Raw genomic sequence first — 26,098 nt, forward strand, 5'->3', positions numbered from 1 at the left:
CTTTATCCTCCTTGGATTGCACACAAATATCCTGCGTAACTGTGATTAATGCCTAAAGTAAGCTGAAGGAAGCAGGCGGTTGGGTGTGGTTTGGCTGTGTCGTCGGTAATATATAGACATGCCGATGTGCGCACTGATAAATCTGGCTGCCACAGTGTAAAAAGAGTGTGGACAGCTTCGGCATGTTAGAGCAGTTTTCTTCAGAGAGAATTTAAGGAGCATTAAAAAGGCTTCGAGCTAATTTAAAAAAGCTTTGGGAGGTATTGGGCCTGGCTCGCAAGTTACGCCGGTGACGATGGCTGAATAAATTTTGAGGTTATGCGGTTTAAACTATGGCACGCATTATTCTCCGTGCGTGGTAATTTCTCGCAGCAAGATTCGCCGATGCCTTTAGGAAAGGTTTCTTTAGTATTGAGTGGCTCCAGATGTCTGTGTCTTATGTCAGTCGTTAGCAAGAGCTACGTAAACCTTTCCACCTTCTTCCTTTACCCTATAAACGGGAATTCTGATCGAGGCGTCTTCCAGGCACTCGCCGCTGATGAGATCAAAATGCTGCTTGTATAGGGGTGAGGCGACCGCTAGTTTATCTCCGACACTGGACAGCAATCCCCGTGACAAAACGTTGGCGCAACCAATCGGATCATAGTTGTCTATGGCAAAAAGTTTTCCACTATTGGCTTCGCGGAAAATAGCTACCTGACAATCATGCACGCTGGCACAGACGCCGGTGTTTGGGGCAATATCGGAATAGTCACAAATGTTTACCCAGAACATAGAGTTAACTCTTTCTTAGTGATTATTTGACTGTTCGGTTTTTTATCAAGTTTGTTTTCTTTGGCAATCAAATACTCTTTTTCGTCTGCAGTTGCCGGACGGCGCTGCCCCCTTTCTGAGACATAAAGCAAATTTCCGTCGGTTGCATCACTATTGATAAAGTGACTGAAGCGCTTTAGTTTTTGTGGATCATTAAGGGTGGTGTTCCATTCACACTGGTAGTTGCCAATGTTGTATGCCATTTCAGCTTCCAGTTCTGCTGCAATGCCAAGGGAATCTTCAATGATGACTTTACGCAGATATTCGATTCCGCCCTCCATGTTTTCCATCCACACGCTGGTGCGCTGCAGGCGGTCGGCTGTGCGGGAGTAGAACATCAAAAGGCGGTCGAGATAGCGGATCAGGGTATTGCGGTCGAGGTCCGTGGCGAACAAATCTGCATGCCGGGGTTTCATTCCTCCGTTACCACACACATACAGGTTCCAGCCTTTTTCGGTGGCAATAATACCAAAGTCCTTTGATTGTGCTTCAGCGCATTCGCGCGTACAGCCGGATACAGCGAATTTTATTTTATGGGGTGCGCGAAGCCCCTTATAGCGGTTTTCAATATCTATGGCCAGGCCGACTGAGTCATCCACGCCGAAACGGCACCAGGTAGAACCGACACAGGATTTAACGGTACGCACGGACTTGCCGTAGGCATGCCCGGTCTCAAAGCCGGCGTCAACCAGGCGTCGCCAGATTAGCGGTAACTCATGCAGTTGGGCGCCAAACAGGTCGATCCTCTGGCCTCCGGTTATTTTGGTATAGAGATTAAAGTCACGGGCGATCTCGCCCAGCACGATGAGTTTGTCCGGAGTGATCTCGCCGCCAGCGACCCGGGGCACTACGGAGTAGCTGCCGTCTTTCTGCATATTGCCAAGAAAGATGTCATTGGTGTCCTGCAGGCCGATGTGTTTCTGATCCAGGATGTATTCGTTCCAGAGGCTGGCTAGTATTGAGCCGACCGTCGGTTTGCAGACTGCGCAACCGTGGCCACGACCGTGTTTAAGGAGCAATTCACTAAAGCTCAGAATTTTTTCAACTCTAATCAGGTGGTGGAGCTCTTGGCGGGTGAAGTCGAAATGCTCGCAAAGATTGCGGTTCACCTCGATGCCCAGTGCTTGCAAATTGTGATTCACTACCGTGGTAAGCAGTTGTGAGCAGCCTCCGCAACCCGTGCCGGCCTTGGTCTCAGATTTGACTTCACCCACGGAACAGCAGCCTGCGGTGACCGCAGTGGCAATATCGCCTTTGCTGACATCGTGGCACGAACAGATTTGCGCTGTGGCAGGCAGCGCTTCGACTCCAAGAGCTGGTTTTGCTTCTGTGCTTGGTAAAATCAAGCTCTCGGGGTTTTGTGGCAGGCCGATAGCATTGATCTTGTACTGCAACAGGGCCGCATACTCAGAAGTATCTCCAACCAGTACCGCTCCCAAGAGGGTTTTCTTGTCACTACTGATGACCAATTTCTTGTAGTAGCCTGCGGGCTGGTTGAAATAGGTATAGTTAAGTGCACCCGGCGTATTGGCATGTGCATCACCAATGGAGGCCACATCGGTACCGAGCAGTTTCAACTTGGTACTCATGTCGGCGCCCTGAAATAAACTGCCTTGACCCAGAAGCTGGGATACCACAACTCTGGCCATGGAGTATCCCGGGGCTACCAACCCAAAGATCCTGCCCTTCCAGAGTGCACATTCACCGATTGCGTAAATGTCGGGATCTGAGGTCTGGCAGGTGTCACCGATGACAACACCACCGCGCTCGCCAACTTCCAGACCACAATTTCTAGCCAGCTGATCGGCTGGTCGTATTCCGGCGGAGAAGACGATGATGTCTGTTTCCAGATAGCTGTCATCGGCAAACACCATGCGCTGAAGGTTTTTTTCACCGGCTTCGATTTGTTGGGTTGCTTTAGATAGATGAACCTTGACACCGATGGATTCGATTTTATCTTTGAGCAGAGCGCCACCATCGGTGTCGATTTGCAGTGCCATCAGACGCGGGGCGAATTCAACGACATGGGTCTGCAATCCCAGGTCATGCAAGGCTTTGGCCGCTTCCAAACCAAGTAAACCTCCGCCGACTACGGTGCCTACTTTGGCGCCGGAATGGGCCGCAGCAATGATTTTTTCGAGGTCTTCGATGGTGCGATAGACAAAGCAATTGGGCCGGTCGTTTCCTTCTACAGGCGGAACAAAAGGGTTGGAGCCGGTGGCAAGTACCAGCTTGTCATAGCTGATTTCCAGGCCGGATCGGGAGCGTACCAATTTACGCTGGCGATCGATGTTCACCACGGGATCACCCAAGTGCAAATTCACGCCCCAGCTCCGGTACCGCTCCTCTGTTGCCAGCGCCAATTGTGATGCATCGCGGGTGGCAAAGTACTCGCTTAAATGTACCCTGTCATAGGCGCATCGGGGTTCAGCGCTGAAAGTGTGAATACAGATGCCGCTTTTGCCCTCGGTAGCCTCGATTAAACCTTCGATAAAGTGGTTTCCTACCATGCCGTTACCAATAACTACTACGGTCATTGCCTGGTAATCACTGTTTATTTTTTGGGTCATGTGTCACCTCTGCGTGCTCTTGCAAAGCTAGCGCTACAGTAATGCGCATAAGTAGTGGGTAAAAAAAACGCCCATCAAGCTGAGGTCTTTCGACCGGCTTGATGGACGTCTTTGTCCAGTGGTGAAGTCTGTTGTTGCTAAGTTTTTTACAGCACTAACTGTGCCAATTTTGTCTCTGAGCTCTGTATTTCAATACAATAAATTTCGCAATCTGTACGAATGCTGATGGTTCGAGTTTTTTATGGCGCGAAGTATAGCTTTTTTCAGACGTTCACTGTTTCAATTGGATTTGATGCCGGCATTTTTTCTGTCAACCCGCAGCTATCCATCCACAGTATTAAACTCCGTTGATTGAATCGGATTGGGTTGCCGCCTTGGTTTACTTCATGAAAAAGCCTAGAAAATATTCAAAGCGGTGCGTCATGGTGCTCATGTTGTTGCTAGGTATTTAAAATGCATTAAAGTGGTGCATTATGTATTCAGGCTTAATTTTTCGAATAGGACTGGTGTGCGCTTATCACCTTCTTTGCTATTTCTTCAAGAGGGCTGTTTTGATCCATCGCGGATTTCTGTAAGCGGCGGAAGGAATCCTCTTCGCTTAAGTGCAAATTGTTCATCAGAATGGACTTGGCCCTTTCAACCAGTTTTCTTGCTTCCAACGCCTTTCTGGAATTGCTTAATTCGAGTTGAAGCGACTGAATTTGTCTTTGCTGTTCGGCGATCAAAGCCTGAATCGGACTCGATTCGGCGCTGCCCTTGAGCAGTTGGCTGACAGGAATGTCAGGCATCTCATTCAATTCATCTAGTTTCTCGCGGACCAAATTATTTGACTGTTGAGCGGTCTCAATGCGGTTCATGCAAAGGAGGATAATGGACCGCATTGCCTGTGTTTCGATTGTATGGAGCGCATCAATGTAATCGGTAATTTTGTGATACCAGACATCGGTGAGATCCGTGTTAACTTCGCTTCCCGCCGATAAGTTGTTCCTCACCTGTCGGAAACGGTTAAGATCCATTGCAACCGGTCCGCTGTTTAACCGTTCATAGGCGTCCAGAAGTTCAGAATCAGCACAGTTCAGCATGCGTTCTCTGACTTCCTGTTGCGTCATGCTCAGGCGATTAAGACGCTCCTGCAAGCGCGCAATAAAGTGCCCGCGAGAGAAACCAATGAGGGTCCAAGCTCGCTCCTGGCCGACATACTCCTTGAGCTGAATCAGCAGGAAGAATGCGGTCAAAGACTGGGCTACATCGGGATCGGTCGCGAGGTCGATGAGCTCAAATACGATCAAAAGCAGCGTTTCGATGGTGCGGTTATAGGCAAGAGTGGAATCGATCGGCAGTAGTTCACGAGTTTGGTTGCTTGCACGCAGGGCAGGTAGCTGTTCAAGTGTCGACAGGGCGCCGGCAATCAGGTTTAACAGGCTCGGATTAGCCGATTCCCTGCCTTGTAGCAGGGGGGGCAAGGCTGCATTGAACTCCGCCAGCGCCTTGTCACAAATGAGCAGCTGCTCCGTGAATTCATTGGCTAGCGTCGTCTTCTGGCAGACGAGATATACGTTGCTGAGGCCGCGCTCACGCTGTAATGCATGGATCAGATCGCAGATTACATCTACCCATTGCAAAGCACTCATCAGATCTTCGAGTTGACGGATTTTTGCCTGTTGGGCAGCCAGAAAAAAACTCTCCGAGTTGATACCTGCGTTGTGCCGATCCATGGGCATTTTTCCTAAGACTCGCTATGCTGAAAATCAGCAAATTTCATACCAATAGCGTCTGTAGATGGCACCAATGTCGCTTCTTGAGTATGCCTAATATCCAGATATTTTCCTGACACTAAATTCAATTTTTTCACAGTGGTTGGTTTACTGCGGCCATGCAGTCCAGATGAGTAGTGCAGTCATAATTGCCGATACCCATTGCCAAAATGTGACCGGGTCTCGCTCAAGTAATGGTGGCCTTTGACGATTGATAAAGCGTTGGTTCGGTGTCTTCAGGTCGTATATAAACTCGGATATTAGCGCATAGCGTTTTTCTGGATTAATGTGTACCGCCTTTGCTATTGCCATGTCGACCCAAACCGGAATGGCGCGCTCCGGCTTGGATAGAGGTCGATATTGCAGGCGATTTTGAGCGATCGTAGTTGTTGATTTTGCGACATTTGTCCCATAGGGATATTCACCTGACAGCATATGATAGGCGATTACTCCCAGAGAATACTGATCGGATAGTATACTGCCATACTCCCCCAGAAAGTATTCAGGCGCGGCGTACAATGCCGTCCCCTGCAAGGTGGCACCTACCATTCCGGCCTGTGACTCAGCCACCCCGGCGACATAGGTGGCACCGAGGTCGATGATTTTCACAGTACCGTGGGCATCAATCACAATATTGTCCGGCTTTAAATCCTGATGAATCATTTCCATGCGATGGAAAGCGCGCAAGCCGGTTGAGATTTGCTCGAGTATGGCTCTTACCTCGTTAAGGTCCGGTGCGGGGTGATCCGCTATCCACTGCTCCAATGTCTGCCCTTCAATGTACTCGGTTACCGAATACAGGTAGTGGCGGTCTCTATTTGTAGGAGCCGCTTTGATCACATGGGCACTGTGGATGCGTCGGGCAATCCATTCTTCCAGCAAAAATCTTTCGAGATATTGCTCATCAACTGTCATACCCAGCGCGGGTACTTTTAACACTAGCCGTTTCTGTGATTCCAGATCGACAACCAGAAAGGCTTTACTGCGGCTTGAGGAATGCAGCAGACGGCAAACCTGGTAGCCATCAAACAGATCGCCTTCCTTGAGTTCAGGCGGCAGCGACAATTGCTGCGTATCACTCACCACTTTGAGTGATGCGGTGTTGGCAACACTCTCGATTCGAATCAGTTGGATTGAAAGATTGTCGCGGCTGCCTAGCTGCAGTGACCGCTCTGTGATTTGCCTGGCCGCCATAGACAGGTCAACATCTGGAGTATGTAGCATGGACAGCAACGCTACTGTATCCATATGTTCATAAACACCGTCGGTCATAGCGATAAAAATATCGCCTTTATTCAATGCCACATTGACATAATCAATTTTTAAGCCTTCATCTACCCCTAGGGCTCGAGCAAGGTAGCTTTCCTCAGCGGAAACGATCAGACGGTGGTCATTGGTCAGCTTTTCCAAGCCCAGAGAATTAAGACGGTATACGCGGGAATCGCCCACGTGAAAAATGTGTAATAGGTTGTCCTTGATGACCATGGTTGTCAGGGTACATACGTACCCCTTGTTACTGTCGCTGGAGCGCCAGCTTTCCCGGGCGCGAGAACAAAGCCAGGAGTTGGTGGCCTGAATGACCCGTTCACCGGCGGTTCTGGTTGACCATAGTTCTGAAGTACAGAAATAGTCGTCAAGAAAAGCGGTCACAGCGGTGTTGCTGGCAATGTGACTGACATCGCTAGTGCTGATTCCGTCGGCGATGGCCAGGGCAATCCCCTTGTCTACTGTGTCTGAATCTTTAGGGAGTCGATAGGCAATGGCATCCTGATTGATGGACTTAACACCGGCAGATGTAAACTGGCCAATCGACACCTTGAGTTTGGTGTGCAAACTTGCTGGGGGTAAGTCGCAGCTGTTCATAGGCGTTGTCACGGCTAACCCCGGCGCAATTTTGGCTTACCTGGGCATCAGTGGATGGATTAACTGGATCAGGCGGCAATCGGCCTGGCTGCATTGCTGGTGCTGAGACTGCGCTGCTTACCTGTGCGGACATGGGTGTAATAGAGAGGCAGGCCTACCAGGCAGAAACCACCGACCAGATTGCCAAGCGCAGTAGGCAGTTCGTTCCAAATGATGTATTGCATAAATGTGAATTCCCCACCCATTATCATGGAAAAAGGGAACAGGAACATGTTCACGATGGAGTGTTCGAAACCCATGAAGAAGAAAAGCATGATTGGCATCCACATGGCGGCCATTTTTCCGGTAGCCGAGGTGGATATCATCGCGCCGACTACACCCATTGAAACCATCCAGTTACATAGCATGCCGCGAATGAAAATGGTCAACCATCCGTCAACGCCATGGGCCGCGTAACCCAGAGTGCGTGATTCACCAATTGTGGCGACTTTTGCAGCGATAGCACCGCCATCGGTGTTGTAGCCATAGGTCAGGATGAAGCTCATCATGAAGGCAACTGTCAAAGCTCCGGCAAAATTTCCGACAAATACCAGGCCCCAATTACGCAGCATCTGGCCGAAGGATGCACCGGGACGCTTATCCAGTACGGCCAGCGGTACCAGAGTAAATACTCCCGTGAGAAGATCGAACTTCATCAGATAGAGCATAATGAAGCCCACGGGAAACAGGACGGCTCCGATCAGGGGAGAGCCGGTTTTGGTGGCCACCGTAATGGCAAACACCGCAGCCAGCGCCAGAATGGCTCCGGCCATAAATGCACGAATCAGAGTGTCCTGCGTTGACATGAAAATCTTTTCCTGGCCGGCATCGACCATCTTTGTGGTGAATTCGCTTGGAGCTAGGTAAGACATAGAGGCCACCTTTGTGGTTTTGGTTTAGTAAAAACTTTTTACAGGCAAAAAAAAAGTGCCCGGATTTCCCTGTCTTGACAGGGAATCCCAGACACCTTTGTCTTGTAATCAGTCTGTTCTGAACTGATCGATTCAACTATGTTGATGCTAAACTCGTGCCAGATTTAATTTTCAGCATGACGATTTGATAAATGATTCGGTCAAGCCGACATTTCCTACAGATTTTATTGATTTGGTGGGTATCACTAAAAAATGCGCAAGCGATGTTTTGATCTAATCCAGTGCGCCACGGTAGGCGGCAGCACCAAAATGCAGCAGCAAGCTGCATTTAGATATTGGGATTCGGCTTTCATTGAGTTGTCTCTGCTGTATGGCGCCTATTTTGCCTAAGGTAAAAATTGAAAATATCCACTACAGAATGGCGTATTTAAAATCCTTTACCAGGAATCCTGTCCATATGCATCGTGGAGATGCAGCGTTAGGTGTAATCTGGCACATTAACTGCATTTAGATTTCTAAGGATAATACTTTCACCGAGTGGTGAACCAAAGAAGTAAGATAAGTAGGAAAAGTAAGAAGGTTGCGATAGGTCTATAGACGCCACGAAAAAGTTGGCAGATGCCGTCAGTAGATCGTCAATACATTCTTGCTTAACGAGGGTAACGAAGCCCAAAGTTCTGTAACAGGAGCTTTGGGCTTTTTTTGTAGGTAAAAGTTATGCCGAAGTCGATTACTGTCGCAAAATGTGAAGTCGGTTTTTTCAAGCCCAATGCTACTTTTGGCTATCTAATTCTTCGGAGTATGGTGTTGTCGTGGTTATCTGCAGTATTTCGTCGCTCGAACAGCCTTAGCTATTTTTTGGCCAGAAACAGTGAGCGTATTGGTTCGACAGGTGGGTTGACGCTTGGTAGAAGTTCACCTCAAGGCAGGGTTGATTTGGTAGGTGCTGGCCCCGGGGATCCGGAGTTGCTCACTAGGAGGGCATGGAATCTACTCCATCAATGTGATGCGGTAGTTTATGACGCGCTCGTCAGTGCCGAATTGATGGCGTCGCTGCCGAGTCGGATTGAACGTCACTATGTTGGCAAGCGTTGTGGCCAGCATTCGGTTACACAAGATGAAATCGGGAAATTACTGTGCGATTTAGCGCAACAGGGTAAACACGTGGTTCGACTTAAAGGTGGTGACCCACTCATGTTTGGGCGGCTCGGTGAGGAGCTAGACCAGCTTATTGAGGCAGCCATTGCTTATTCTGTTGTGCCTGGTATTGGCGCAGCCTCGGGTTGTGCTGCCAGTGTGGCGATGCCCTTGACGGAACGCGGCCTGGCAAAGGGTTTGCGGTTGATCACGGCCTCACTCAGTGAGGCAGAAGAGCAATTGAACTGGTCCGACCTTGCTCAAGAGGAGGAAACGCTGGTGTTTTATATGGGCTTGTCCAAGGCATCGACTATCAGCCTTAAGTTAATCGATGCCGGACTGCCAGCCAACTTTCCTGTTCTGATTGTAGAAAATGGTACACAGCGACAACAGCGTAACATTTCGACAACGCTACAAGGTTTACCGGTGACGGTTAACACATTCAAGATACAAGCCCCGGCTCTGATTTATGTGGGGAAAATCGTCGGAAAGCTGTCCCAGCGTCAGGGTTGTTTAATCGGTCCTGGAATGGCAATGACCTGATTGTTCGCTTTTAACAACTTTCCTAAGTAACGAACACAGCAAGCGAATCCGGCAGGACACCCATAAAACATCAGATAGCGAGAGTGATAATGAAAGCTGACAAGTTAAAAGTACAAGTAATGAGAACCACTCATACACACTGAGAGTTTCTGGTAAATCTCAAAGGTAATGAATGGGGCTGTTCAGGCCACCGATTGATAATAGTTATCACGGGTTATAAAGAAAATAATTTACATAGTTATTACGACAGTATTTTGATGTTGCGTGGTGAATTCAGCGGAAGCTGATTCACGTCAAAACAGAAAATATGAGAGCAATGAGGCTTATTTGACACCGGGTTTATCAATCCTGGTTTGATCGAATGGGCCTTTTTTTCGTCCTTTTTAAAGAAGCTACATCATCATGGAGAGAATAGTATGAAAAATCTTGCGATCATTCGTGCTCGGGGCACTTTTGTAAAATCGGTCAGCGGGGTGTTGGCTTTTACCACTTTGGCATTATCTGCTCTGAGCTCAGCCAGCACTGCAGAAGACACTGTCTCAGGCGTTAAAACAAAATTGACACTCCGTTATCGTGCCGAGTATGTGGATCAAGAGGGTATTGAAGAAACTGCATTGGCTTCGACTCTAAAAAGCCGTCTGACATTTACTACAGGCAGCTGGAGTGGATTGAGCGGACAAATTGAAGTTGACGATATCACAGTGATCGGCAGCGAAATGTACAGGACGCCAGAAAACGGGTACAGCGAATACCCTGTGGTGGCAGATCCTGAAGGGGTAGATGTCAATCAGGCCAAGTTGAGTTATCAGCGCGATGGCTTCAGCTCGACACTGGGCAGGCAAAGAATCAATCTGGGTTCACAGCGTTTTGTTGGCGGTGTTGGCTGGCGTCAGAACGAGCAAACCTATGATGCCTTCCGGGTTGGCTACAAAACAGATAGTAATGTAAGCGTGGATTATGCCTATGTGTGGGGTGTTGAGCGGGTATTTGGTCCGAACGACTCCACCAGCCAGCTGGCCCGTTGGAATACGGAGTCCCATTTCATTACAGCGGCCAGTGATTTTGAAAAACTGGGCAAGATTGAACTCTTTGCTCTGTTTAATGATTTCAATCCGGTGCCAGGCCTGTCAACACAGACCGTCGGTTTCGATTACCAGTTTAAACCGAAAGCGTTTACGCTGAATTTTGGCTACGCCCAGCAAAATGACTATGGAAGCAACCCCAACAATTTTAATAATGATTATTTATCACTCAGTGCATCCACTGAGGTGGCAAATCTGGGGCTGAGTGCCGGCTACGAAGTGCTGGGTACGGACAACGGTGTTTCCTTCAAGACCCCGCTGGCAACTCTGCATAAATTTCAGGGCTGGGCAGATATGTTTCTGGTCACTCCGGCTGGCGGCGTCGTCGATACCTGGGCGCAGGTGAAGGGGAAGGTCGGACCTGTTGACCTCCTGGTCAAGTATCATCAGTTTGGCTCCGACGAGGACAGTATTGATTATGGCGATGAACTGGACTTGGCTGCCACGTACAGCTTTTCAAAAGATCATTCGATCCAGCTGAAATTTGCCCAGTTCGATGGCAAGTCCATGGTGGATGTGGACAAGGTTTGGCTCAGCTGGAATTGGGCATGGGGTAATTAATAATAATAATTGGGGTCAGAGTAAAATTTTGTCGTCTTTATCTTCCCCCGATCGCCACGCAAAACCCTGTGTAACGGTCACTGATATCTATAGTAAGCTGAAAGAGTCCGGCGGCGGGATACTGTTTAGCACCGCCGCCGGTGGCTTATTCCTCCACCAATGTGGCGCACTGGTATATCTGGCTGCCGCACTGTGAAACCAGTGTGGCCAGTTTTGGTAGCAGTGCCGAGATCTTGCTCATTAGCGTCCATGGCGGGTTGATCACGAGCATTCCGGATGCGGTCATACCGTGTTCTCGTGAGTCCGGCATAACCCCAAGTTCAAAACACTGAATATTTCTGATCCCACTGTTGATCAGCTTTTTCTGCATACGCTGGATGGTGTTTCTATCCACTACCGGGTACCAGATGGCATAAATGCCCTGGCTGAATTTTTTATAGGCCTTGGCTACCTGGTCAATGACTAAGTCGTAGTCAGATTTGATTTCATAGGATGGATCGATCAAAACAAGCCCGCGACGGCTGCGCGGCGGGATCAGTGCTTTTAATCCGTCAAAACCATCAGTGTGGTACACGCGAATGTTTTTCCGTCCTGCAAAGTTCTTCTGCAAGAGCTGGTAATCCTGTGGGTGCAGTTCAAACAGCCAAGCGCGATCCTGTGGGCGCAAGAAGCAGCCGACGATAGACGGCGAGCCTGGGTAGAAGTTAACGGCATCAGTTTTATTGAATGACCCCACTACCTCGGCATAGCGGTCAAGTTCCGGCCAGTCAGCGAAATTTAGTCTGGCAATGCCACCGCTGTGTTCCAGGGTTTTTTGTGACTGCGCTGAGCGTAAATCATACAGGCCGGCCCCGGCATGAGTGTCGATGTAGTCGAAGGCGGTGTCTTTTTTAAGCAGGTGGTCGAGAATCTCGACAAGCACAATATGCTTGAGCAAGTCAGCAAAATTACCGGCATGGAAAGAGTGGCGATAACTCAACAAGGCGAAATACCTGCAGGGCAAAGTTAATGAAAGCAGCGTTTAACACGGGTAAGTGCTAGCGAGCGGCCCAGATACACAAAAGCCCCGAAAGCGCAGGGCTTACGGGGCTTTGTGATCTGTCTGAGACAGTGATTTGGTGGAGATGGCGGGAGTCGAACCCGCGTCCGTCAGCACTCTGCCAGGAGCTCTACATGCTTAGTTCCGCCTATTGATTTAGCTCTTTACAGCCCAGCGGGCAGGACGTTAAGAGCGAGCCTGAATAAGTTTTAGGCCATCCGCGTCAGGCACGCTTCAGGACGATCCAGTTCTGTATGACAGCCAGCAGCGCGATACTGGAACCTTGCTGAAGGCCGCTAAGGGCGAACCCTTAGTAGTGCGTCACGGGCCGCTTACGCAGCCAGTTGGGCACCGTAGTTGTCGTCGTTGGCAACTAATAAAATGCAGCTTTGGATTTACGTGATTCGCTACCCTCACGGCATGCACCCATGGTTTCGTCACCGGCGTCGAATCCAAGTCATCCCCGATAGGAAACCGTCATGGTTTAGAGGCGAGTATACCCGAATTAGTTCCTAAGCCATATCCCGCTGGGCGGCAATCTGGGTTCTTTATGTGCAGATTGTAGAGGGGCGTGAGCCTGACCCTGAGCCGGAGTTGGGTCAGGTGAACAGGTCCAGTATCCCGCTGAACAGGCCCACGGACTGGGCGAAGGCGGCCAGGATCAATACCGGGCACACAAGGCGCACGTACCAGGGCCAGATTTTCCAGAAGAGGGTGCTGCCGATGTTCTCGTGGCCTTTTTTCAGTTCCTTCAGGACTTCGTCGCGGCGCCAGATCCAGCCGGCGAAGATACACAGGGCCACGCCGAGCAGGGGCTGGCCGTATTCGGTGCTGATACTGATGACGAGTACGAACAGGCTGTCGAAGTTGAAGATGATCAGGCTGCTGATGGCAAAAATGATCAGCCCCACCAGCAGCGTGGCGGTTTTGCGGCCCAGTTTGAGGTTCTCGATGGAGAAGGCCACCGGTACTTCGAGCATGGAGATGGAGGAGGTAACTGACGCGATGGTCATAAGGGCAAAGAAGGCGATGGCCACAAACAGCCCGGCGGTGCCCATGGTGTTAAACAGCGCCGGCAGTACCTGCAGGATCAGATCCGGACCGGCGATCAGTTCGCCGCTGGCGGCAAAGATCTGGGTGCCGGCTTCTTGGGCCACATACATGGCGGGCAGGATCAGCAGGCCGGCGGTGAATGCGATGCCCACATCAATCAGGGTCACCAGTGCGCCCAGGCGCGGCAGGCTTTCCTGCTGGCTGAGGTAGGAGCCGTAGATCAGCATGGTGCCCACGCCCAGTGACAGGGAGAAGAACGCCTGGCCCATGGCGGAGATCACCAGTGACCATGAAAAGTGGCTGAAGTCCGGGATCAGATAGGTTTCCAGGCCGGTGATGGCGCCGGGCTGGGTGAGTACATAGACGATCAGCAGCAGCAGCAGAATGATCAAAGCCGGCATCAACAGGGTGGACCAGCGCTCGATTCCTTTCTCCACGCCGCTGGCGATAATCGCCATGGTCATGCCGCTGAAGATGGCGGCAAAAAGCAGGTTGCGGCCGATACTGCCGCTGGTGAGCCAGTTGGCGATCTCGCCGGCGCCGAGCAGGCGGGCAAAGGGTTCGGCCAGATAGGCCACCATCCAGCCGGCGACGATGGAGTAGAAGCTGAGGATCAGCGAGGCCACGATAATGCCGCCGAAGCCGGTGAGGTTGCCGAACAGGCGGCTGATGGGGCCGGTGGAAATCCCGCGCAGTGCCTGCACCATGTTGCTGCGGGCGTGGCGGCCAATGGTGAGTTCCGCCATCAGTGCCGGGTAGGCCAGCAGGAAAGCCAGGAGCAGGTAGACCACCACAAAGGCCGCACCACCGTTCTGGGCTGCCTTGGTGGGGAACCCCCAGATATTGCCGAGGCCCACGGCTGAACCCGCCGCGGCCATCAGAAAACCGATGTTGGAGCTGAACTGTCCGCGCGGTGCGCTCATGATCAATCCTGTGATGATTCTTCTTTTGTGCGGGCGTGCCGGATCAGCGGTGGTCGGTGCGCATCAGCCGTTGCTTCTGGCGGTTCCAGTCGCGCTCGCGCTCGGTATCGCGCTTGTCGTGGTGCGCCTTGCCCTTGCCCAGTGCGATCTCGCACTTGATCAGGTGTTTTTTCCAGTAGAGGGCTGTGGCAACTAGGGCGTAACCCTTCTGGTCCACAGCGGCCTTGAGCCTGGCCAGTTCGCGCTTGTGCAGCAGCAGCCGGCGGGTGCGGTCCGGTTCGGTGACAAAGTGGGTCGAGGCGCTGGCGAGCGGCTGCACACGCACGCCCAGCAGCCAGGCCTGGCCGTCCTTTATCAGCACATAGCTGTCGGTGAGCTGTGCCTTGCCCTCGCGGCAGCTCTTCACTTCCCAGCCCTGCAGCTCAACACCGGCCTCGAACTTCTCCTCGATGAAGTAGTCGTGACGGGCCTTCTTGTTGAGAGCGATGGTATTGGAAGACGGTGCCTTTTTCTTTTTGGCCATAGATACAACTTTGCGGTGGGTCTAACTGGCGGATCATAACAGAGGCCCCCGGGTGATCACAGCGAGGGCTTGCCGGTCCGGGGTGCGTTAGAAGAAGCTGATTCCGAAGAACTTGAGCGCCACGGTGTTGATAAATATCAGCAGCAGGAACACCGGGATGAAGGTGCCCAGGGCGAAGTTGACATAGCGCTGGGAGAAGGAGCCGGCGAAACCGGGCGCACCGTCCTGCAGTTCCTGGTCAAAGTTGGCCTTCTTCCAGCGGTAGATCACAAACAGGCACACCAGCAGGCCGTTGAGCGGCAGGATGGTGTCGTAGAAGATGATTTCCACCAGATCGAAGAAGGACTTGTTGGCGCCGGCGAGGGTGACGAACTCGGTGAACCACTGCACCATGCCGAAAGACACCGCGCAGAAGGCGGCCAGCACCACCTGCACCGCGCCCACGGTGTAGATGGCTTTGCGGCGGTCCATGCCGCGCTCATCGCGCAGTGTGGCCACCGGCACCTCGATGATGGAAACCAGAGAGGTGATGGCGGCCACCAGTACCAGGAAGAAGAAAACCGCCGCGAAGGCGCTGGCGCCCACGTAACCGATGCTGTCCTGCAGGGCCAGGAAGATCTTCGGCAGGAACAGGAAGATCATGCCGGCGGAGCTGTCGGAGAGCTCGGTGGGGTCGATCTGCGGGTTGAAATGGAAGATGGTCGGCAGGATCAAAAGACCGGCGGTAAAGGCCACCATGGTGTCGGTCAGGGCGACCACTTTGGCGGAGCCGGGTATGGACTGGTGAGATTCCATGTAGGAACCGTAGGTGATCAGGATGCCCATCCCCAGTGACAGGGAAAAGAAGGCCTGCGCCATGGCGCTGCTGAGGACGTCCGGAGTCAGTTTGGAAAAATCGGGGATCAGGTAGTACTGCACGCCGAGGATGGCGTTTTCCTTGGTGAGCACAAAGGCCACCAGGCCAATCAGGATGGCAAACAGCATCGGCATCAGGGTCTTGGCCGCGCGCTCGATGCCGTCTTTCACGCCGAGGGCGAGAATGCCGTTGATCAACAGCATCAGTGCAATGAGATAGACGAATACACTGGGCGAGTTGATGAACTGGTTGAAATACGCTTCGGTAGCGAGCCGGTCGAGGTTGCCGCCCAGTGTCTCAACCAGGTAGCCCAGCACCCAGACGGTGACCACCAGGTAGAACACGGCAATCATGAAGGGTGTGATCAGGGCCAGCCAGCCGGGGATCTGCCACAGTTTTGAGCCGCCAGACAGTGTGCGGTAGGCCCCCACCGGGTCTTTGTCGGTGTGGCGTCCGAGGGCCAGCTCCGCCATCATCACGGGCAGGCAGATAAGAATGACGAACAGGGCATAAACCAGCAGGAAGGCGCCGCCGCCACTTTTGGTGGCGGCGACGGGAAAGGCCACCAGGTTGCCGATGCCCACGGCGGACCCCGCCGCGGCCAGGATAAAACCGAGCCGCGATCCAAAATGTTCTCTCGCTGCGGACATAGTACTCTCGCTTGCCTGTTATTCTTTTGCTGCGCCTGGTCGCGCGTGCGATGCGTTTTGCGGGGCGGCGCCAATGAATGATGTTAGAACAATTGTTGCAGGAATTATCTTGCTTGAGTAGCGCTGGCTGGCAAAATTGCCCGCGGGGCGCGCATGTCGGCCCTGCAAGTCCTGAGGTTGGAATCAATAGAAAACATGACGCAGATTGAGCGCAGCGCGCTGGTGATGCACAGCGTGGAACGGATGTTTGACCTGGTAAACGACGTGGAAAAATATCCGCAGTTCCTGCCCGGGTGTCGCAACGCGGAAGTGTTGTACCGAAATGAGCAGACTCTGGAGGCGCGGCTGGATTTATCCCGTGCCGGTATGCGCCAGAGTTTTGTTACCCGCAACCGCCTGCAGCGGCCGACGTTAATGGAGCTGGAGTTGGTGGACGGGCCGTTTTCGGAATTTTCCGGCCGCTGGGAGTTCAAGCCGCTGGGCGACAATGCCTGCAAGGTGCAATTTTCGCTGTCATTCGTGATCCGCAACCGGCTTGTGGCGGCGGCGGTGGGCAAGCTGTTCAGCGAGCTGGCCAATCAGATGGTAGGCGCCATGAGTGCGCGCGCGGACGAGATTTACGGTAAATCAGTATGACGGATAGGCAAACGATCGAGGTGGAGGTGGTGTACGCGCTGCCCCGTGAGCAGCGGCTGGTGAAGTTGCTGGTGGCGCCGGGCACTACGGCCAGGGAGGCGCTGCAGCGCTCGGGAATCCCGGAGGAATACCAGGAAGTGGAACTGGATACGGCCAGGCTGGGTATCTTCGGCCAGTCCTTGGGCACCAAGGGGTTGGCGCCGCCGGATCAGTATGTGCTGCAGCCCGGGGACCGGGTGGAAGTGTACCGGCCGCTGATCGCCGACCCCAAAGAGGCGCGCAAGCAGCGGGCGGAAAAGGCGCGCCGGCAGGCGCAGCGGAAAGAGTCTTAAAGGCTGTTGCCGGCAGGCGCTTCATCAGAAAGCGCCTTATTAGCGAATGTCTTGGCGGACGGCGACTTGGCAGAGCACGTCTTGGCAGAAGGCGCCTTGGTGATAACGCGAGCGCTTCACCGCGCTGGGCCTCAGGGCCAGCCGGCCGGCTGGAAGTCGCCATTGGTGGCGATGAGGATGTCGCCGTTGAAGTAGACGCTGAAGCGCTTCTCGCTCACCTCACCTTCCGGGTCGCGCACCCGGTTCACATAATCCCAGCGATTCGGTTTAAAGGTGTCCTCGATCAGGGGGGTGCCCAGAACAAAGCGCACCTGGCGGCGGGTCATGCCCGGCTTCAGCTGGTCCACCATCTCCTGGGTGACGATATTGCCCTGCTGTATCTCGATGCGGTGCACGCCGGGGAATTCAAACAGGCTGCAAGCGCTGAGCAGGGCGCCGAGGCTGGCGATGGCGATCAATTTTACGAAAGAGGGCATTCAGTGCTCCGTTATCTTTTGTCTTGCAGCGGTAAAGCCCGTCGGTATGGCCCGTGCGGGTCGGTGACCCTGTCTCTGAGAGCCGGCGGCGGTGAAAGTTCCTGCCGCGAACGCCGGGTCGGAATTTCTACGGCGCTTCTGCGCACAGGCCGCGATGGTGACCGGGGTTCCGCTGTGTCCACTGGGCGTGGATAATAACCGAAGAGCAAGCGCGCTGACAGAGATCGCGACCGCTTCGCTGCGGGAGCGCAGGCACGCGACCGGTGCCACGGCGGCGCCCTGCGTCACTCTGCGCCAAGGCGCCACCATAGCAACCAGAATTCAGTCGGGAAAAATATTCATGCCAAACGAAAACCAGGAGCTGCGCAAGGCGGGTCTCAAGGTCACCCTGCCACGGGTAAAGATACTGCAACTGCTGGAAACCGCCAGTGAGCAGCACCTGAGCGCGGAAGATGTTTACAAGATGCTCCTGGAAGCGGGTGAGGATGTGGGTCTGGCGACGGTTTACCGCGTGCTCACGCAGTTTGAGAGCGCCGGCCTGGTGATTCGCCACAACTTCGACGGCGGCCATTCGGTGTTCGAGCTGGACCGGGGCGACCACCACGATCATATGGTCTGCACCGATACCGGCCAGGTCATTGAATTCCACAACGAGCAGATCGAAAAACTGCAGCACCAGATCGCGGCAGAGCACGGTTACGAGCTCACCGGTCACAGCCTGGTGCTGTATGTGCAGAAGAAGACGCAGTAAATCCTGCCGGGGCGGCCCGCGCCGTCCTTGACGCCTTCCCCCCGCCTTGGGACACTTCCCACCACTATATAAACATACAGGGAGCAGCCCTTGACCCGGATACTGGGTATCGACCCCGGCTCGCGCAAAACCGGTTACGGTCTGATCGATATTCAGCGGGGCGGGGCCGTTTACGTGGCCAGCGGTGTGGTGCGTATCCCGGATACCGCGCTGCCGGAACGCCTCAAATTGATCTTTGACGCCATCAGTCAGATCGCCGGGCAGTACGCCCCGGCGCAAATGGCGATTGAAAACGTGTTTATGTCCAAGAGTGCCGGCTCCGCCCTCAAACTGGGTCAGGCCCGTGGCGCCGCGATCGTGGCGGCCACCCACGCGGGCCTGTCCGTATCCGAGTACGAGGCCCGCAAGGTCAAGCAGGCGGTGGTGGGTAACGGCGCTGCGGACAAGCTGCAGGTGCAGCATATGGTTAAGACGCTGTTGCGGCTGCCCGCCGCGCCGCAGGAGGACGCGGCGGACGCCCTGGCAGTAGCGCTGTGCCATATGCACACCATGCAGACCCTGGTGCAGACCGCCGGTGCCGCCAACAGCCGCTTTCGCCGCGGCCGCCTGACGATTTCCTGAGGGGAACTTATCCAATGATCGCAAGACTGCGCGGCAGCCTCGCCGCTATTCAGCCGCCACTGGTATTGGTGGATGTGCAGGGCGTGGGCTATGAGGTGCTCGCGCCCATGACCACCGTGTTCGAGCTGCCGCCGCTGGGGCAGGAAGTTCAGCTGTTTACCCACCTGTCGGTTTCCGAGACCTCGCAGCAGCTGTTCGGATTCCTGCGCGAGTCCGACCGGCAGCTGTTCCGCACCCTGATCAAGGTGAATGGCGTCGGCCCCAAAATGGCGCTGGCGATCCTGTCCGGCCTCGATGGCAAGGCGCTGGCCCGCTGCGTTTCAGAGGATAACGTGGGTGCCCTGGTCAAGGTGCCGGGGGTCGGCAAGAAGACCGCCGAGCGCCTGATCATCGAGCTGCGCGACAAGCTGGCACCGGATCTGGGTGACGCCAACGATATTCCGCTGCTGGCGGCCGGGGCGCCGAAAGTGGACCATGCGGGTGAGGCGGAAAGCGCCCTCACGGCGCTCGGCTACAAGCCCACCGAGGCGAGCAAGATGGTCGCCCGGGCCAGCAAGGAGCAACCGGATGCCGACAGCGCCACGCTGATCCGTCTGGCGCTTAAGGGAATGGCGCCCGCATGATCCGCACTGACCTCTTTGGCCCACTGCTCCTCTGGAGGATGCCGCTTTGATCGAAGCCGACCGCCTGATCGCCCCCGAGCCCATCGGCCCCAGTGGCCATGAGGAACAGTACGACCGCGCCGTGCGCCCCAAGACCCTGGCCGACTATGTGGGGCAGCCTGTGGTGCGCGAGCAGATGGAGATCTTTATCCAGGCCGCGCGGCTGCGCGACGAGGCGCTGGACCACACGTTGGTTTTTGGCCCGCCGGGGCTGGGCAAGACCACCCTGGCCAATATCATCGCCGCGGAAATGGGCGTGGCGATCAAGACCACCTCAGGCCCGGTACTGGAAAAGGCCGGTGACCTGGCGGCGCTGATGACCAATTTGGAGCCGGGGGATGTGCTGTTTATCGATGAAATCCACCGTCTGAGTCCTCATGTGGAGGAGGTGCTGTACCCGGCGATGGAGGATTACCAGCTGGATATCATGATCGGTGAAGGGCCGGCGGCCCGCTCGATCAAGCTGGACCTGCCGCCGTTTACCCTGGTGGGCGCCACCACCCGTGCAGGGCTGCTCACCTCGCCGCTGCGCGACCGTTTCGGTATTGTGCAGCGGCTGGAGTTCTACAGTGTCGAGGATCTCACCAGCATCGTGCGCCGCTCCGCCGGCCTGATGGGGGTGGAAATGGACGAGGGCGGTGCCCGCGAGGTGGCCCGCCGCGCCCGTGGCACACCGCGTATCGCCAACCGGCTGTTGCGGCGGGTGCGGGACTTCGCCGAGGTGAAGGGCGACGGCAGCGTGGATGCCGCCATCGCCGATGCGGCGCTCAATATGCTCAATGTGGATGGGCGCGGCTTTGACCAACTGGACCGGCGCATGCTGCTGGCGATGATCGAAAAGTTTGGCGGCGGACCGGTCGGCGTCGACAGTCTGGCGGCGGCGATCAGCGAAGAGCGCGATACCATTGAGGATGTGCTCGAACCCTACCTGATCCAGCAGGGTTACCTGGCGCGCACCCCGCGCGGGCGCGTGGTGACGGCGCTGGCCTATGAGCATTTCGGCATGCCGCAGCCGAACAAATGATAGGGCGCCCGCGGGCGCCAGCTGTGAACAAGCCAGTCAGAAAAAAATAAGGAACCGGCGTGACAGAGCCTTTCAGTCTTCCCGTTCGTGTCTATATCGAAGATACGGACGCGGGCGGGATCGTGTATTACGTGAATTATTTGAAGTACATGGAACGGGCGCGCACAGAATTCGTGCGCGCCCTCGGCTATGATAAGCCCGCCATGCCGCAACAGGGCCTGCTGCTGGTGGTGCATTCGGCGGAAATTCACTACCGCCGCTCGGCACTGCTGGACGACGCCTTGAGAGTAACCGCGGCGATTGGCAAACTGGGCCGCGCAGCGGTGACCTTCGAACAAAATATTTTCCGCGGTAATGAAATCATCTGCCAGGGTGTTGTCAAAGTCGCCTGTGTCGCGGACGACACTCGCAAGCCCTGCGCGCTACCAGAATCCATCTATTCAGCATTAAAGGCAGCAATCCAACCATGAATGCCGGTGAACAACTTTCCCTGTGGGGGCTGATTCAGAACGCCAGTCTGCTGGTGCAGTTGGTGATGTTGATCCTGCTTCTGGCCTCGGTTATCTCCTGGGTCATGATTATCCAGCGCGGCCTCTATCTGTCCCGGGCCAAGCGCGCCCTGGTCAACTTCGAGCGGCGCTTCTGGTCCGGCGCGGACCTCAACCAGCTTTTCCGGGATGGCAATGCCCGCGCCGAGAAAGGCCGGGTGGATGGCGTCGAGTCGCTGTTTCGCGCCGGCTTCACCGAGTTCACCCGGCTGCGCCAGCAGGGGCGCAGCAGCCCCGAGGCGGTGATGGAGGGCACCGAGCGCGCCATGCGTGTGGCCATGTCGCGGGAGCAGGAAAATGTGGAAATGAACCTGCCGTTTCTGGCCAGCGTCGGCTCGGTGAGCCCGTATATCGGTCTGTTCGGCACCGTCTGGGGCATCATGAATTCCTTCCGCAGCCTAGCGACCATGCACCAGGCCACCATTGCCACCGTGGCGCCGGGTATCAGTGAGGCACTGGTGGCCACGGCCATGGGGCTGTTCGCGGCGATTCCGGCGGTGATGGCCTACAACCGTTATTCCGCCAAGGCCGAGACACTGCTGTCCGGCTACGAGACATTTGCCGAGGAGTTCTCCTCCATCCTGCACCGCAAAGTGCATTCCAGCTAACACCAGCGGACGATTGTCATGAGTGTTTTTCGCAAAGGCGGCAAGCGCAAACTGGTCTCGGAGATCAATGTCGTCCCCTACATCGATGTCATGCTGGTGTTGCTGATCGTATTTATGGTGACAGCGCCGCTACTGATGCAGGGGGTGAAGGTGGATCTGCCCGATGCGCCTTCGTCGCCGATGGAGGATACGGATGACGAACCGCTGATTATTTCGGTGCGCGCCGATGGCACTTATTACCTGAATCTGGGCGAGGATGAGCAGGTGGCCAAGCCCCTGGCCGAGATTCGCGAGACGGTTGCCAAGGTGCTGCGGCAGAAACCCAAGACGCCGGTGCTGGTGTGGGGCGACACCGACGCCAGATACGGGTTGATCGTCGGCGCCATGACGCAGCTGCAGCAGGCCGGGGCCCCCAGTGTCGGCCTCGTGACCGAGCCGCCGCAGCAGTCGCAGCCATAAAGTGGCGCCAGTCCATTATGAATAATGCCAGTTCGTACGCATTGCCGGTCATCATCAGTGTGCTGCTGCATGCACTGCTGATCGGTGTGCTGGCTTTCGGCTGGGAGGCGACACAGGAGCCGCCTCGCAAGAGCATGCCCAAGTTTGTGCAGGCGAAGCTGGTTACCGTTGACGCCACGGTGAAGAAAAAGAAGGCCCCGCCCACGGTGGACCTGATCGAGCGCCGGCAGCAGCAGAAGCTGCAGCGTCAGCGTGAGGCCAAGGCGCAAGCGGAACGGCGCGCGGCGCTGGAGCGCAAGAAGAAGCGCGAGGCCGAGCAGCGCAAAAAGGCCGAGGCCGAACGCAAGCGCAAGGCCGCCGAGGAGCAGGCCAGAAAGGAGAAGGAGCGCAAGGACAAAGAGCGCGAGGAACAACTGGAGCAGCAGCGCCAGAGCGCCTTTGAAGAGGCGCTGGAAGACGAGGAGGAGCTGCTCGATGCCCGCGAGAGCACTCAGGCGGTGATGTCGCTGGCGCAGGCGATTCAGCAGCGCATCGAGTCGGTCTGGAGCCAGCCGCCCAGCGCCCGCAATGGCATGGTCACCGAGGTGCGCATCAGCTTTGTGCCCACCGGCCGCGTGGTGGCCTCTAACATTACCAAGAGCAGTGGCAACGCCGCACTGGATCGCTCGGTACTCAACGCCGTTCGCAAGGTGGAGGTGTTCCCTGAGGTGGCGGAGCTGGCTCGGGCGGAGCCGGCCCTGTTCGAGCGCGAAGTGCGCAATACCCAATTGATATTCAGAGTTGAAGGCCTGCGCCAATGATGAACAAACTGAAGACCCTGCTATCTGTGATTGTCCTCAACTGCCTGCTGGCGGCTGCGGCTCAGGCGCAGATGGTGGTGGAAATCACCCGGGGCAACCCGGACCCGACCCCGATTGCCGTGGCGCCGTTCAGCTGGTCCGGCAGCGGTGTGCTGGCGGAGGATGTGGCCGGGATTATCTCCGCCGACCTGCGCCGCAGCGGGCTGTTTGCGCCGGTGCCGCAGGAGGACATGCTGTCCTTTCCCAAATCGGCGGATGAGGTGGTGTTCCGGGACTGGCGCATCCTCGGCACCGAGTATGTGGTTACCGGCCGTATTCAGCCCCAGGGCAACGGCTATCTGCTGACATTCGACCTCACCAATGTCTTTGGCCAGAGCAAGACATTCACCAAGCAGGTGAGTGGTGGCGCCGAGCAGTTGCGGGACATCGCCCACAAAGCGGCGGACGAGGTCTTCGAGGCGATCACCGGTATTCGCGGCGCCTTCTCCACCGAAATGGTTTACGTGCGCGAGGGCAGTCAGGGCGGGCGCCCGGTTTACGAATTGATGCGGGCGGATATTGATGGCGCGCGATCTCGGCCCATCCGGCGCTTTGATCAGCCGGTGATGTCCCCGACCTGGTCACCGGACGGGCAGGAGGTGGCGTATGTTTCCTTTGAGACCGGCCGCCCGGCCATCTTTCGCGAGAACCTGCGCACCGGTGCCCGCCAGCAGCTGACAAACTTCAAAGGCATCAACAGTTCGCCGGTCTGGTCGCCGGATGGCAGCAAGATGGCCATGGTCCTCTCCAAGGACGGCAACCCGGAAATCTATGTGCTGGATCTCAGCACCGGGCGCTTCACGCGCATGACCCGGCACTTCGCCATCGATACCGAACCCAACTGGATGCCGGACGGCAAGTCTCTGGTTTTCACTTCCGACAGGGGAGGTAAGCCACAAATTTACCAATTGACCCTTGCCACCGGTCAAGTTGACCGCTTAACCTTCGACGGCGACTACAATGCGAGATCGCGTGTGTCGCCCGATGGGAAGACGCTGGTCATGGTGCACCGTAGCAGGGGGGTGTTTACGATTGCTACGATGGATATCAAGACCGGCCAGATGCGACTCCTCACGGAGACCACTCTGGACGAATCCCCCAGTATTGCGCCTAACGGCGCCATGCTGATGTATGCCACCAAGCGCGGGGACCGGGGCATTCTGGCAGCGGTATCGCTGGATGCCGGGGTGAAGTACAACCTTCCATCCCAGCGGGGTGATGTGCGCGAGCCGGCCTGGTCGCCCTACTTCGATTGACAGGGGGGTGCCCGACCCGATGCTCGGTGGCGGCAAGTGGGTAATAGCGGGTTACGGTAATAGCGGGTTTCAAAGTAGTCTTAAACCAATAGACAAAACACTTTCAGATTTTCTCGATAACACAAAAAAAGCGGAGTTGCTTATGTTTAAATCAGTTAAAACCGGTCTCGGACTGGCTTGCGCAATGGTAGTACTGGCTGGCTGTTCCAGCACCGACACCGACGACACTGCCCAGCAGCAGATCGTCGAGCCGACCCAGCCGGTTGTTGAAACCCCGGTTCAGGAAACCGTTACTCCTCTGGACAACGTCGTTTACTTCGATTTCGACAAGTCCCTGCTGCGCGCTGAAACCCGCGACCTGCTGCTTCAGCACGCCGATCGTCTGCGCGGTACCAGCGACAGCGTTCGCCTCGAAGGCCACGCCGACGAGCTGGGCACCCGCGAATACAACCTGGCCCTGGGCGAGCGTCGCGCCAACGCCGTGCGTGATTTCCTGGTACTGCAGGGCGTAGACGCCGGCAGCATGGAAGTGATCAGCTACGGTGAAGAGCGTCCGGCCGTAATGGGCTCCAACGAAAGCGCGCGCGCCCAGAACCGCCGCGTAGTGATCGTTAAGTAAGCGCATTTTTGCCGATGACTTTATCCCTAGGAAAAGTCGCGATCGCCGCAGCCGTTGTGGCTGCGGCATCGCCCGTATTCTCGCAGGCGCCGATTGTGGACCTCTCCGGTGGTAACGCCGAGCAGAGCAGCCAGCAGTCGGCGCCCGCATACCCTCAGCCTCCCTATTCCGAAGCCACCCTGGCAGAGAATCAGCTCGCCCGCGCAGGCTCGCAGCCATCCCGCCAGCAGGGAGGGAATGCACAGGCTGAGGCTTACTATCAGATGCAGGTCCTCCAGCAGGAGGTTCTGGAGCTGCGTGGCGCCGTCGAGGAGCTGACTCATGAGGTCAAGCGCCTCAAGCAGCAGCGCACCGACGACTACATGGACCTGGACCGGCGCATAGCGCGCCTGAGTGGCGAGGCGCCATCCGCGGCACCCACCGATGGCTCGGGTGCGGAAGGTGCCGGTGTGAGCGGTGACGCTGTGAATGGCGGCGAAAGCGAAGGCTCCGCCCTGGCGCAGGCCCCGCTCACCCCCGAGGCCAGTGCCGATGAACGCGAGCGCTACCAGTCCAGCTTTGGCCTCGCCCGCAACGGCGATTACGACGGTGCCCGCGTTGCATTCAAGCGCCTGCTGAACGACTTCCCCAATGGCCAGTACGCCCCCAACGCCAATTACTGGCTGGGCGAGATTGCGCTGGTGCAGGGCAACCTGGAAGAGGCGCGCCAGTGGTTTGTGGCCCTCCTCGATGGCTACCCCAATTCCACCAAGGTCTGGGACGGCCGCTACAAGCTCGGCACTGTCTATCACCAGCTGGGCGATGACGAGCGTGCCCGCGAGCTGCTGCAGCAGGTTGCTGACAGTGGAGCCCGCGCATCCGGTCTCGCCAAGAAATATCTTGAGGACAATTTCTAGCCCGGAGCGGCCGCTGGTTTTTTGAGCATGAAAGCTCTATGATCCCGCGCCCGGACGGTTTGCCCCGTCCGGGCGTTTTTATTTGTGATGAAC

At 55.7% G+C, this 26,098-nt stretch carries 25 protein-coding genes and 1 other RNA gene; 15 read left to right on the top strand and 11 right to left on the bottom strand.

Annotation, left to right across the window (positions count from 1 at the left end):
• Positions 1-441: 441 nt before the first annotated feature.
• The 5 genes from nirD to ABEA58_RS12965 form a co-directional block, all read right to left on the bottom strand.
• Positions 442-774: a nitrite reductase small subunit NirD gene (gene nirD / locus ABEA58_RS12945; RefSeq protein WP_345552124.1), complete on the bottom strand. Its 333-nt coding sequence runs from the start codon at positions 772-774 to the stop codon at positions 442-444.
• Positions 762-3,383 (bottom strand): nitrite reductase large subunit NirB, encoded by a 2,622-nt coding sequence (gene nirB / locus ABEA58_RS12950; RefSeq protein WP_345552126.1) that lies wholly within the window; start codon positions 3,381-3,383, stop codon positions 762-764. The genes nirD and nirB overlap by 13 nt, the downstream gene beginning before the upstream one ends.
• Positions 3,384-3,868: 485 nt before the next feature.
• Positions 3,869-5,098, bottom strand: a complete 1,230-nt coding sequence (locus tag ABEA58_RS12955; protein ID WP_345552128.1) for a nitrate- and nitrite sensing domain-containing protein — start codon at positions 5,096-5,098, stop codon at positions 3,869-3,871.
• Between the two features lie 147 nt (positions 5,099-5,245).
• Positions 5,246-7,000, bottom strand: coding sequence for a bifunctional protein-serine/threonine kinase/phosphatase (locus tag ABEA58_RS12960; RefSeq protein ID WP_345552130.1), 1,755 nt, complete (start codon positions 6,998-7,000; stop codon positions 5,246-5,248).
• Between the two features lie 68 nt (positions 7,001-7,068).
• A complete protein-coding gene (locus tag ABEA58_RS12965; protein WP_345552132.1) occupies positions 7,069-7,911 on the bottom strand; it encodes a formate/nitrite transporter family protein in 843 nt (280 codons plus the stop codon).
• A 717-nt stretch (positions 7,912-8,628) separates the two neighbouring features.
• Here ABEA58_RS12965 and cobA point away from each other — a divergent pair.
• Both cobA and ABEA58_RS12975 read left to right on the top strand, forming a co-directional pair.
• Positions 8,629-9,591 carry a uroporphyrinogen-III C-methyltransferase gene (cobA, locus tag ABEA58_RS12970; RefSeq protein ID WP_345552134.1) on the top strand — a complete coding sequence of 321 codons (963 nt, stop codon included), beginning with the start codon at positions 8,629-8,631 and terminating at the stop codon, positions 9,589-9,591.
• 416 nt (positions 9,592-10,007) lie between these two features.
• Positions 10,008-11,234: a Rossmann-fold NAD(P)-binding domain-containing protein gene (locus tag ABEA58_RS12975; RefSeq protein WP_345552135.1), complete on the top strand. Its 1,227-nt coding sequence runs from the start codon at positions 10,008-10,010 to the stop codon at positions 11,232-11,234.
• Positions 11,235-11,379: 145 nt separating this feature from the next.
• Here ABEA58_RS12975 and ABEA58_RS12980 read toward each other — a convergent pair whose 3' ends face one another.
• The 5 genes from ABEA58_RS12980 to ABEA58_RS13000 form a co-directional block, all read right to left on the bottom strand.
• On the bottom strand, positions 11,380-12,216 hold the full coding sequence (locus tag ABEA58_RS12980; RefSeq protein WP_345552137.1) for a 23S rRNA (adenine(2030)-N(6))-methyltransferase RlmJ: 837 nt from the start codon (positions 12,214-12,216) through the stop codon (positions 11,380-11,382).
• Positions 12,217-12,350: 134 nt separating this feature from the next.
• Positions 12,351-12,738, bottom strand: a transfer-messenger RNA (tmRNA) gene (ssrA, locus tag ABEA58_RS12985).
• Between the two features lie 134 nt (positions 12,739-12,872).
• Positions 12,873-14,249, bottom strand: coding sequence for a sodium-dependent transporter (locus ABEA58_RS12990; RefSeq protein ID WP_345552139.1), 1,377 nt, complete (start codon positions 14,247-14,249; stop codon positions 12,873-12,875).
• Positions 14,250-14,292: 43 nt separating this feature from the next.
• Positions 14,293-14,772, bottom strand: a complete 480-nt coding sequence (gene smpB, locus ABEA58_RS12995; RefSeq protein WP_345552141.1) for an SsrA-binding protein SmpB — start codon at positions 14,770-14,772, stop codon at positions 14,293-14,295.
• Positions 14,773-14,859: 87 nt separating this feature from the next.
• Complete coding sequence (locus ABEA58_RS13000) at positions 14,860-16,278, bottom strand: sodium-dependent transporter (RefSeq protein WP_345552142.1); 1,419 nt, start codon at positions 16,276-16,278, stop codon at positions 14,860-14,862.
• A gap of 195 nt (positions 16,279-16,473) precedes the next feature.
• Between ABEA58_RS13000 and ABEA58_RS13005 the strand changes: the two genes are divergently transcribed.
• Together ABEA58_RS13005 and ABEA58_RS13010 are read left to right on the top strand one after the other, a co-directional pair.
• Positions 16,474-16,914 carry a type II toxin-antitoxin system RatA family toxin gene (locus tag ABEA58_RS13005; RefSeq protein ID WP_345552143.1) on the top strand — a complete coding sequence of 147 codons (441 nt, stop codon included), beginning with the start codon at positions 16,474-16,476 and terminating at the stop codon, positions 16,912-16,914.
• Entirely contained in the window at positions 16,911-17,246 is a 336-nt protein-coding gene (locus ABEA58_RS13010) for an RnfH family protein (protein ID WP_345552144.1), read from the top strand. Before ABEA58_RS13005 ends, ABEA58_RS13010 begins: the two co-directional genes overlap by 4 nt.
• A 131-nt stretch (positions 17,247-17,377) precedes the next feature.
• Here ABEA58_RS13010 and ABEA58_RS13015 read toward each other — a convergent pair whose 3' ends face one another.
• Positions 17,378-17,722, bottom strand: a complete 345-nt coding sequence (locus ABEA58_RS13015; protein WP_345552146.1) for an outer membrane protein assembly factor BamE — start codon at positions 17,720-17,722, stop codon at positions 17,378-17,380.
• A 340-nt stretch (positions 17,723-18,062) separates the two neighbouring features.
• Here ABEA58_RS13015 and fur point away from each other — a divergent pair, with 340 nt between their 5' ends.
• The 11 genes from fur (at position 18,063) to ABEA58_RS13070 (ending at position 26,005) form a co-directional block, all read left to right on the top strand.
• The gene (gene fur, locus ABEA58_RS13020) at positions 18,063-18,473 is read left to right on the top strand and encodes a ferric iron uptake transcriptional regulator (protein WP_345552147.1); all 411 of its coding nucleotides are present in this window, start codon (positions 18,063-18,065) and stop codon (positions 18,471-18,473) included.
• Positions 18,474-18,563: 90 nt separating this feature from the next.
• Positions 18,564-19,094 (top strand): crossover junction endodeoxyribonuclease RuvC, encoded by a 531-nt coding sequence (gene ruvC, locus ABEA58_RS13025; protein ID WP_345552149.1) that lies wholly within the window; start codon positions 18,564-18,566, stop codon positions 19,092-19,094.
• 14 nt (positions 19,095-19,108) lie between these two features.
• Positions 19,109-19,717 (top strand): Holliday junction branch migration protein RuvA, encoded by a 609-nt coding sequence (gene ruvA / locus ABEA58_RS13030; protein WP_345552150.1) that lies wholly within the window; start codon positions 19,109-19,111, stop codon positions 19,715-19,717.
• 46 nt (positions 19,718-19,763) lie between these two features.
• Positions 19,764-20,780, top strand: coding sequence for a Holliday junction branch migration DNA helicase RuvB (gene ruvB / locus ABEA58_RS13035; RefSeq protein ID WP_345552152.1), 1,017 nt, complete (start codon positions 19,764-19,766; stop codon positions 20,778-20,780).
• A 59-nt stretch (positions 20,781-20,839) separates the two neighbouring features.
• Entirely contained in the window at positions 20,840-21,250 is a 411-nt protein-coding gene (gene ybgC / locus ABEA58_RS13040) for a tol-pal system-associated acyl-CoA thioesterase (protein ID WP_345552154.1), read from the top strand.
• Positions 21,247-21,936 (top strand): protein TolQ, encoded by a 690-nt coding sequence (gene tolQ, locus ABEA58_RS13045; RefSeq protein ID WP_345552155.1) that lies wholly within the window; start codon positions 21,247-21,249, stop codon positions 21,934-21,936. The genes ybgC and tolQ overlap by 4 nt, the downstream gene beginning before the upstream one ends.
• An 18-nt stretch (positions 21,937-21,954) precedes the next feature.
• On the top strand, positions 21,955-22,395 hold the full coding sequence (gene tolR, locus ABEA58_RS13050; RefSeq protein WP_345552156.1) for a protein TolR: 441 nt from the start codon (positions 21,955-21,957) through the stop codon (positions 22,393-22,395).
• Positions 22,396-22,412: 17 nt separating this feature from the next.
• Entirely contained in the window at positions 22,413-23,195 is a 783-nt protein-coding gene (tolA, locus tag ABEA58_RS13055; RefSeq protein WP_345552157.1) for a cell envelope integrity protein TolA, read from the top strand.
• A complete protein-coding gene (gene tolB, locus ABEA58_RS13060; protein WP_345552184.1) occupies positions 23,195-24,490 on the top strand; it encodes a Tol-Pal system beta propeller repeat protein TolB in 1,296 nt (431 codons plus the stop codon). Before tolA ends, tolB begins: the two co-directional genes overlap by 1 nt.
• A gap of 142 nt (positions 24,491-24,632) precedes the next feature.
• Complete coding sequence (pal, locus tag ABEA58_RS13065; RefSeq protein WP_345552159.1) at positions 24,633-25,109, top strand: peptidoglycan-associated lipoprotein Pal; 477 nt, start codon at positions 24,633-24,635, stop codon at positions 25,107-25,109.
• A gap of 14 nt (positions 25,110-25,123) precedes the next feature.
• On the top strand, positions 25,124-26,005 hold the full coding sequence (locus ABEA58_RS13070) for a tetratricopeptide repeat protein (RefSeq protein ID WP_345552161.1): 882 nt from the start codon (positions 25,124-25,126) through the stop codon (positions 26,003-26,005).
• The last annotated feature ends 93 nt before the right edge of the window (positions 26,006-26,098 follow it).

The sequence above is a fragment of the Microbulbifer aestuariivivens genome, assembly GCF_039545115.1.
GTDB classification, from domain to species: domain Bacteria; phylum Pseudomonadota; class Gammaproteobacteria; order Pseudomonadales; family Cellvibrionaceae; genus Microbulbifer; species Microbulbifer aestuariivivens.

Coding starts and splice junctions, on each gene's coding strand:
- smpB (WP_345552141.1), bottom strand. CDS start 14,772: ATGGCCAAAAAGAAAAAGGCACCGTCTTCCAATACCATCGCTCTCAAC.
- tolR (WP_345552156.1), top strand. CDS start 21,955: ATGAGTGTTTTTCGCAAAGGCGGCAAGCGCAAACTGGTCTCGGAGATC.
- nirB (WP_345552126.1), bottom strand. CDS start 3,383: ATGACCCAAAAAATAAACAGTGATTACCAGGCAATGACCGTAGTAGTT.
- tolA (WP_345552157.1), top strand. CDS start 22,413: ATGAATAATGCCAGTTCGTACGCATTGCCGGTCATCATCAGTGTGCTG.
- ABEA58_RS12955 (WP_345552128.1), bottom strand. CDS start 5,098: ATGGATCGGCACAACGCAGGTATCAACTCGGAGAGTTTTTTTCTGGCT.
- ABEA58_RS13070 (WP_345552161.1), top strand. CDS start 25,124: ATGACTTTATCCCTAGGAAAAGTCGCGATCGCCGCAGCCGTTGTGGCT.
- ABEA58_RS13010 (WP_345552144.1), top strand. CDS start 16,911: ATGACGGATAGGCAAACGATCGAGGTGGAGGTGGTGTACGCGCTGCCC.
- nirD (WP_345552124.1), bottom strand. CDS start 774: ATGTTCTGGGTAAACATTTGTGACTATTCCGATATTGCCCCAAACACC.
- ABEA58_RS13015 (WP_345552146.1), bottom strand. CDS start 17,722: ATGCCCTCTTTCGTAAAATTGATCGCCATCGCCAGCCTCGGCGCCCTG.
- ABEA58_RS12965 (WP_345552132.1), bottom strand. CDS start 7,911: ATGTCTTACCTAGCTCCAAGCGAATTCACCACAAAGATGGTCGATGCC.
- ABEA58_RS13005 (WP_345552143.1), top strand. CDS start 16,474: ATGACGCAGATTGAGCGCAGCGCGCTGGTGATGCACAGCGTGGAACGG.
- ABEA58_RS13000 (WP_345552142.1), bottom strand. CDS start 16,278: ATGTCCGCAGCGAGAGAACATTTTGGATCGCGGCTCGGTTTTATCCTG.
- cobA (WP_345552134.1), top strand. CDS start 8,629: ATGCCGAAGTCGATTACTGTCGCAAAATGTGAAGTCGGTTTTTTCAAG.
- ruvA (WP_345552150.1), top strand. CDS start 19,109: ATGATCGCAAGACTGCGCGGCAGCCTCGCCGCTATTCAGCCGCCACTG.
- ABEA58_RS12990 (WP_345552139.1), bottom strand. CDS start 14,249: ATGAGCGCACCGCGCGGACAGTTCAGCTCCAACATCGGTTTTCTGATG.
- tolB (WP_345552184.1), top strand. CDS start 23,195: ATGAACAAACTGAAGACCCTGCTATCTGTGATTGTCCTCAACTGCCTG.
- tolQ (WP_345552155.1), top strand. CDS start 21,247: ATGAATGCCGGTGAACAACTTTCCCTGTGGGGGCTGATTCAGAACGCC.
- ABEA58_RS12975 (WP_345552135.1), top strand. CDS start 10,008: ATGAAAAATCTTGCGATCATTCGTGCTCGGGGCACTTTTGTAAAATCG.
- pal (WP_345552159.1), top strand. CDS start 24,633: ATGTTTAAATCAGTTAAAACCGGTCTCGGACTGGCTTGCGCAATGGTA.
- fur (WP_345552147.1), top strand. CDS start 18,063: ATGCCAAACGAAAACCAGGAGCTGCGCAAGGCGGGTCTCAAGGTCACC.
- ABEA58_RS12960 (WP_345552130.1), bottom strand. CDS start 7,000: ATGAACAGCTGCGACTTACCCCCAGCAAGTTTGCACACCAAACTCAAG.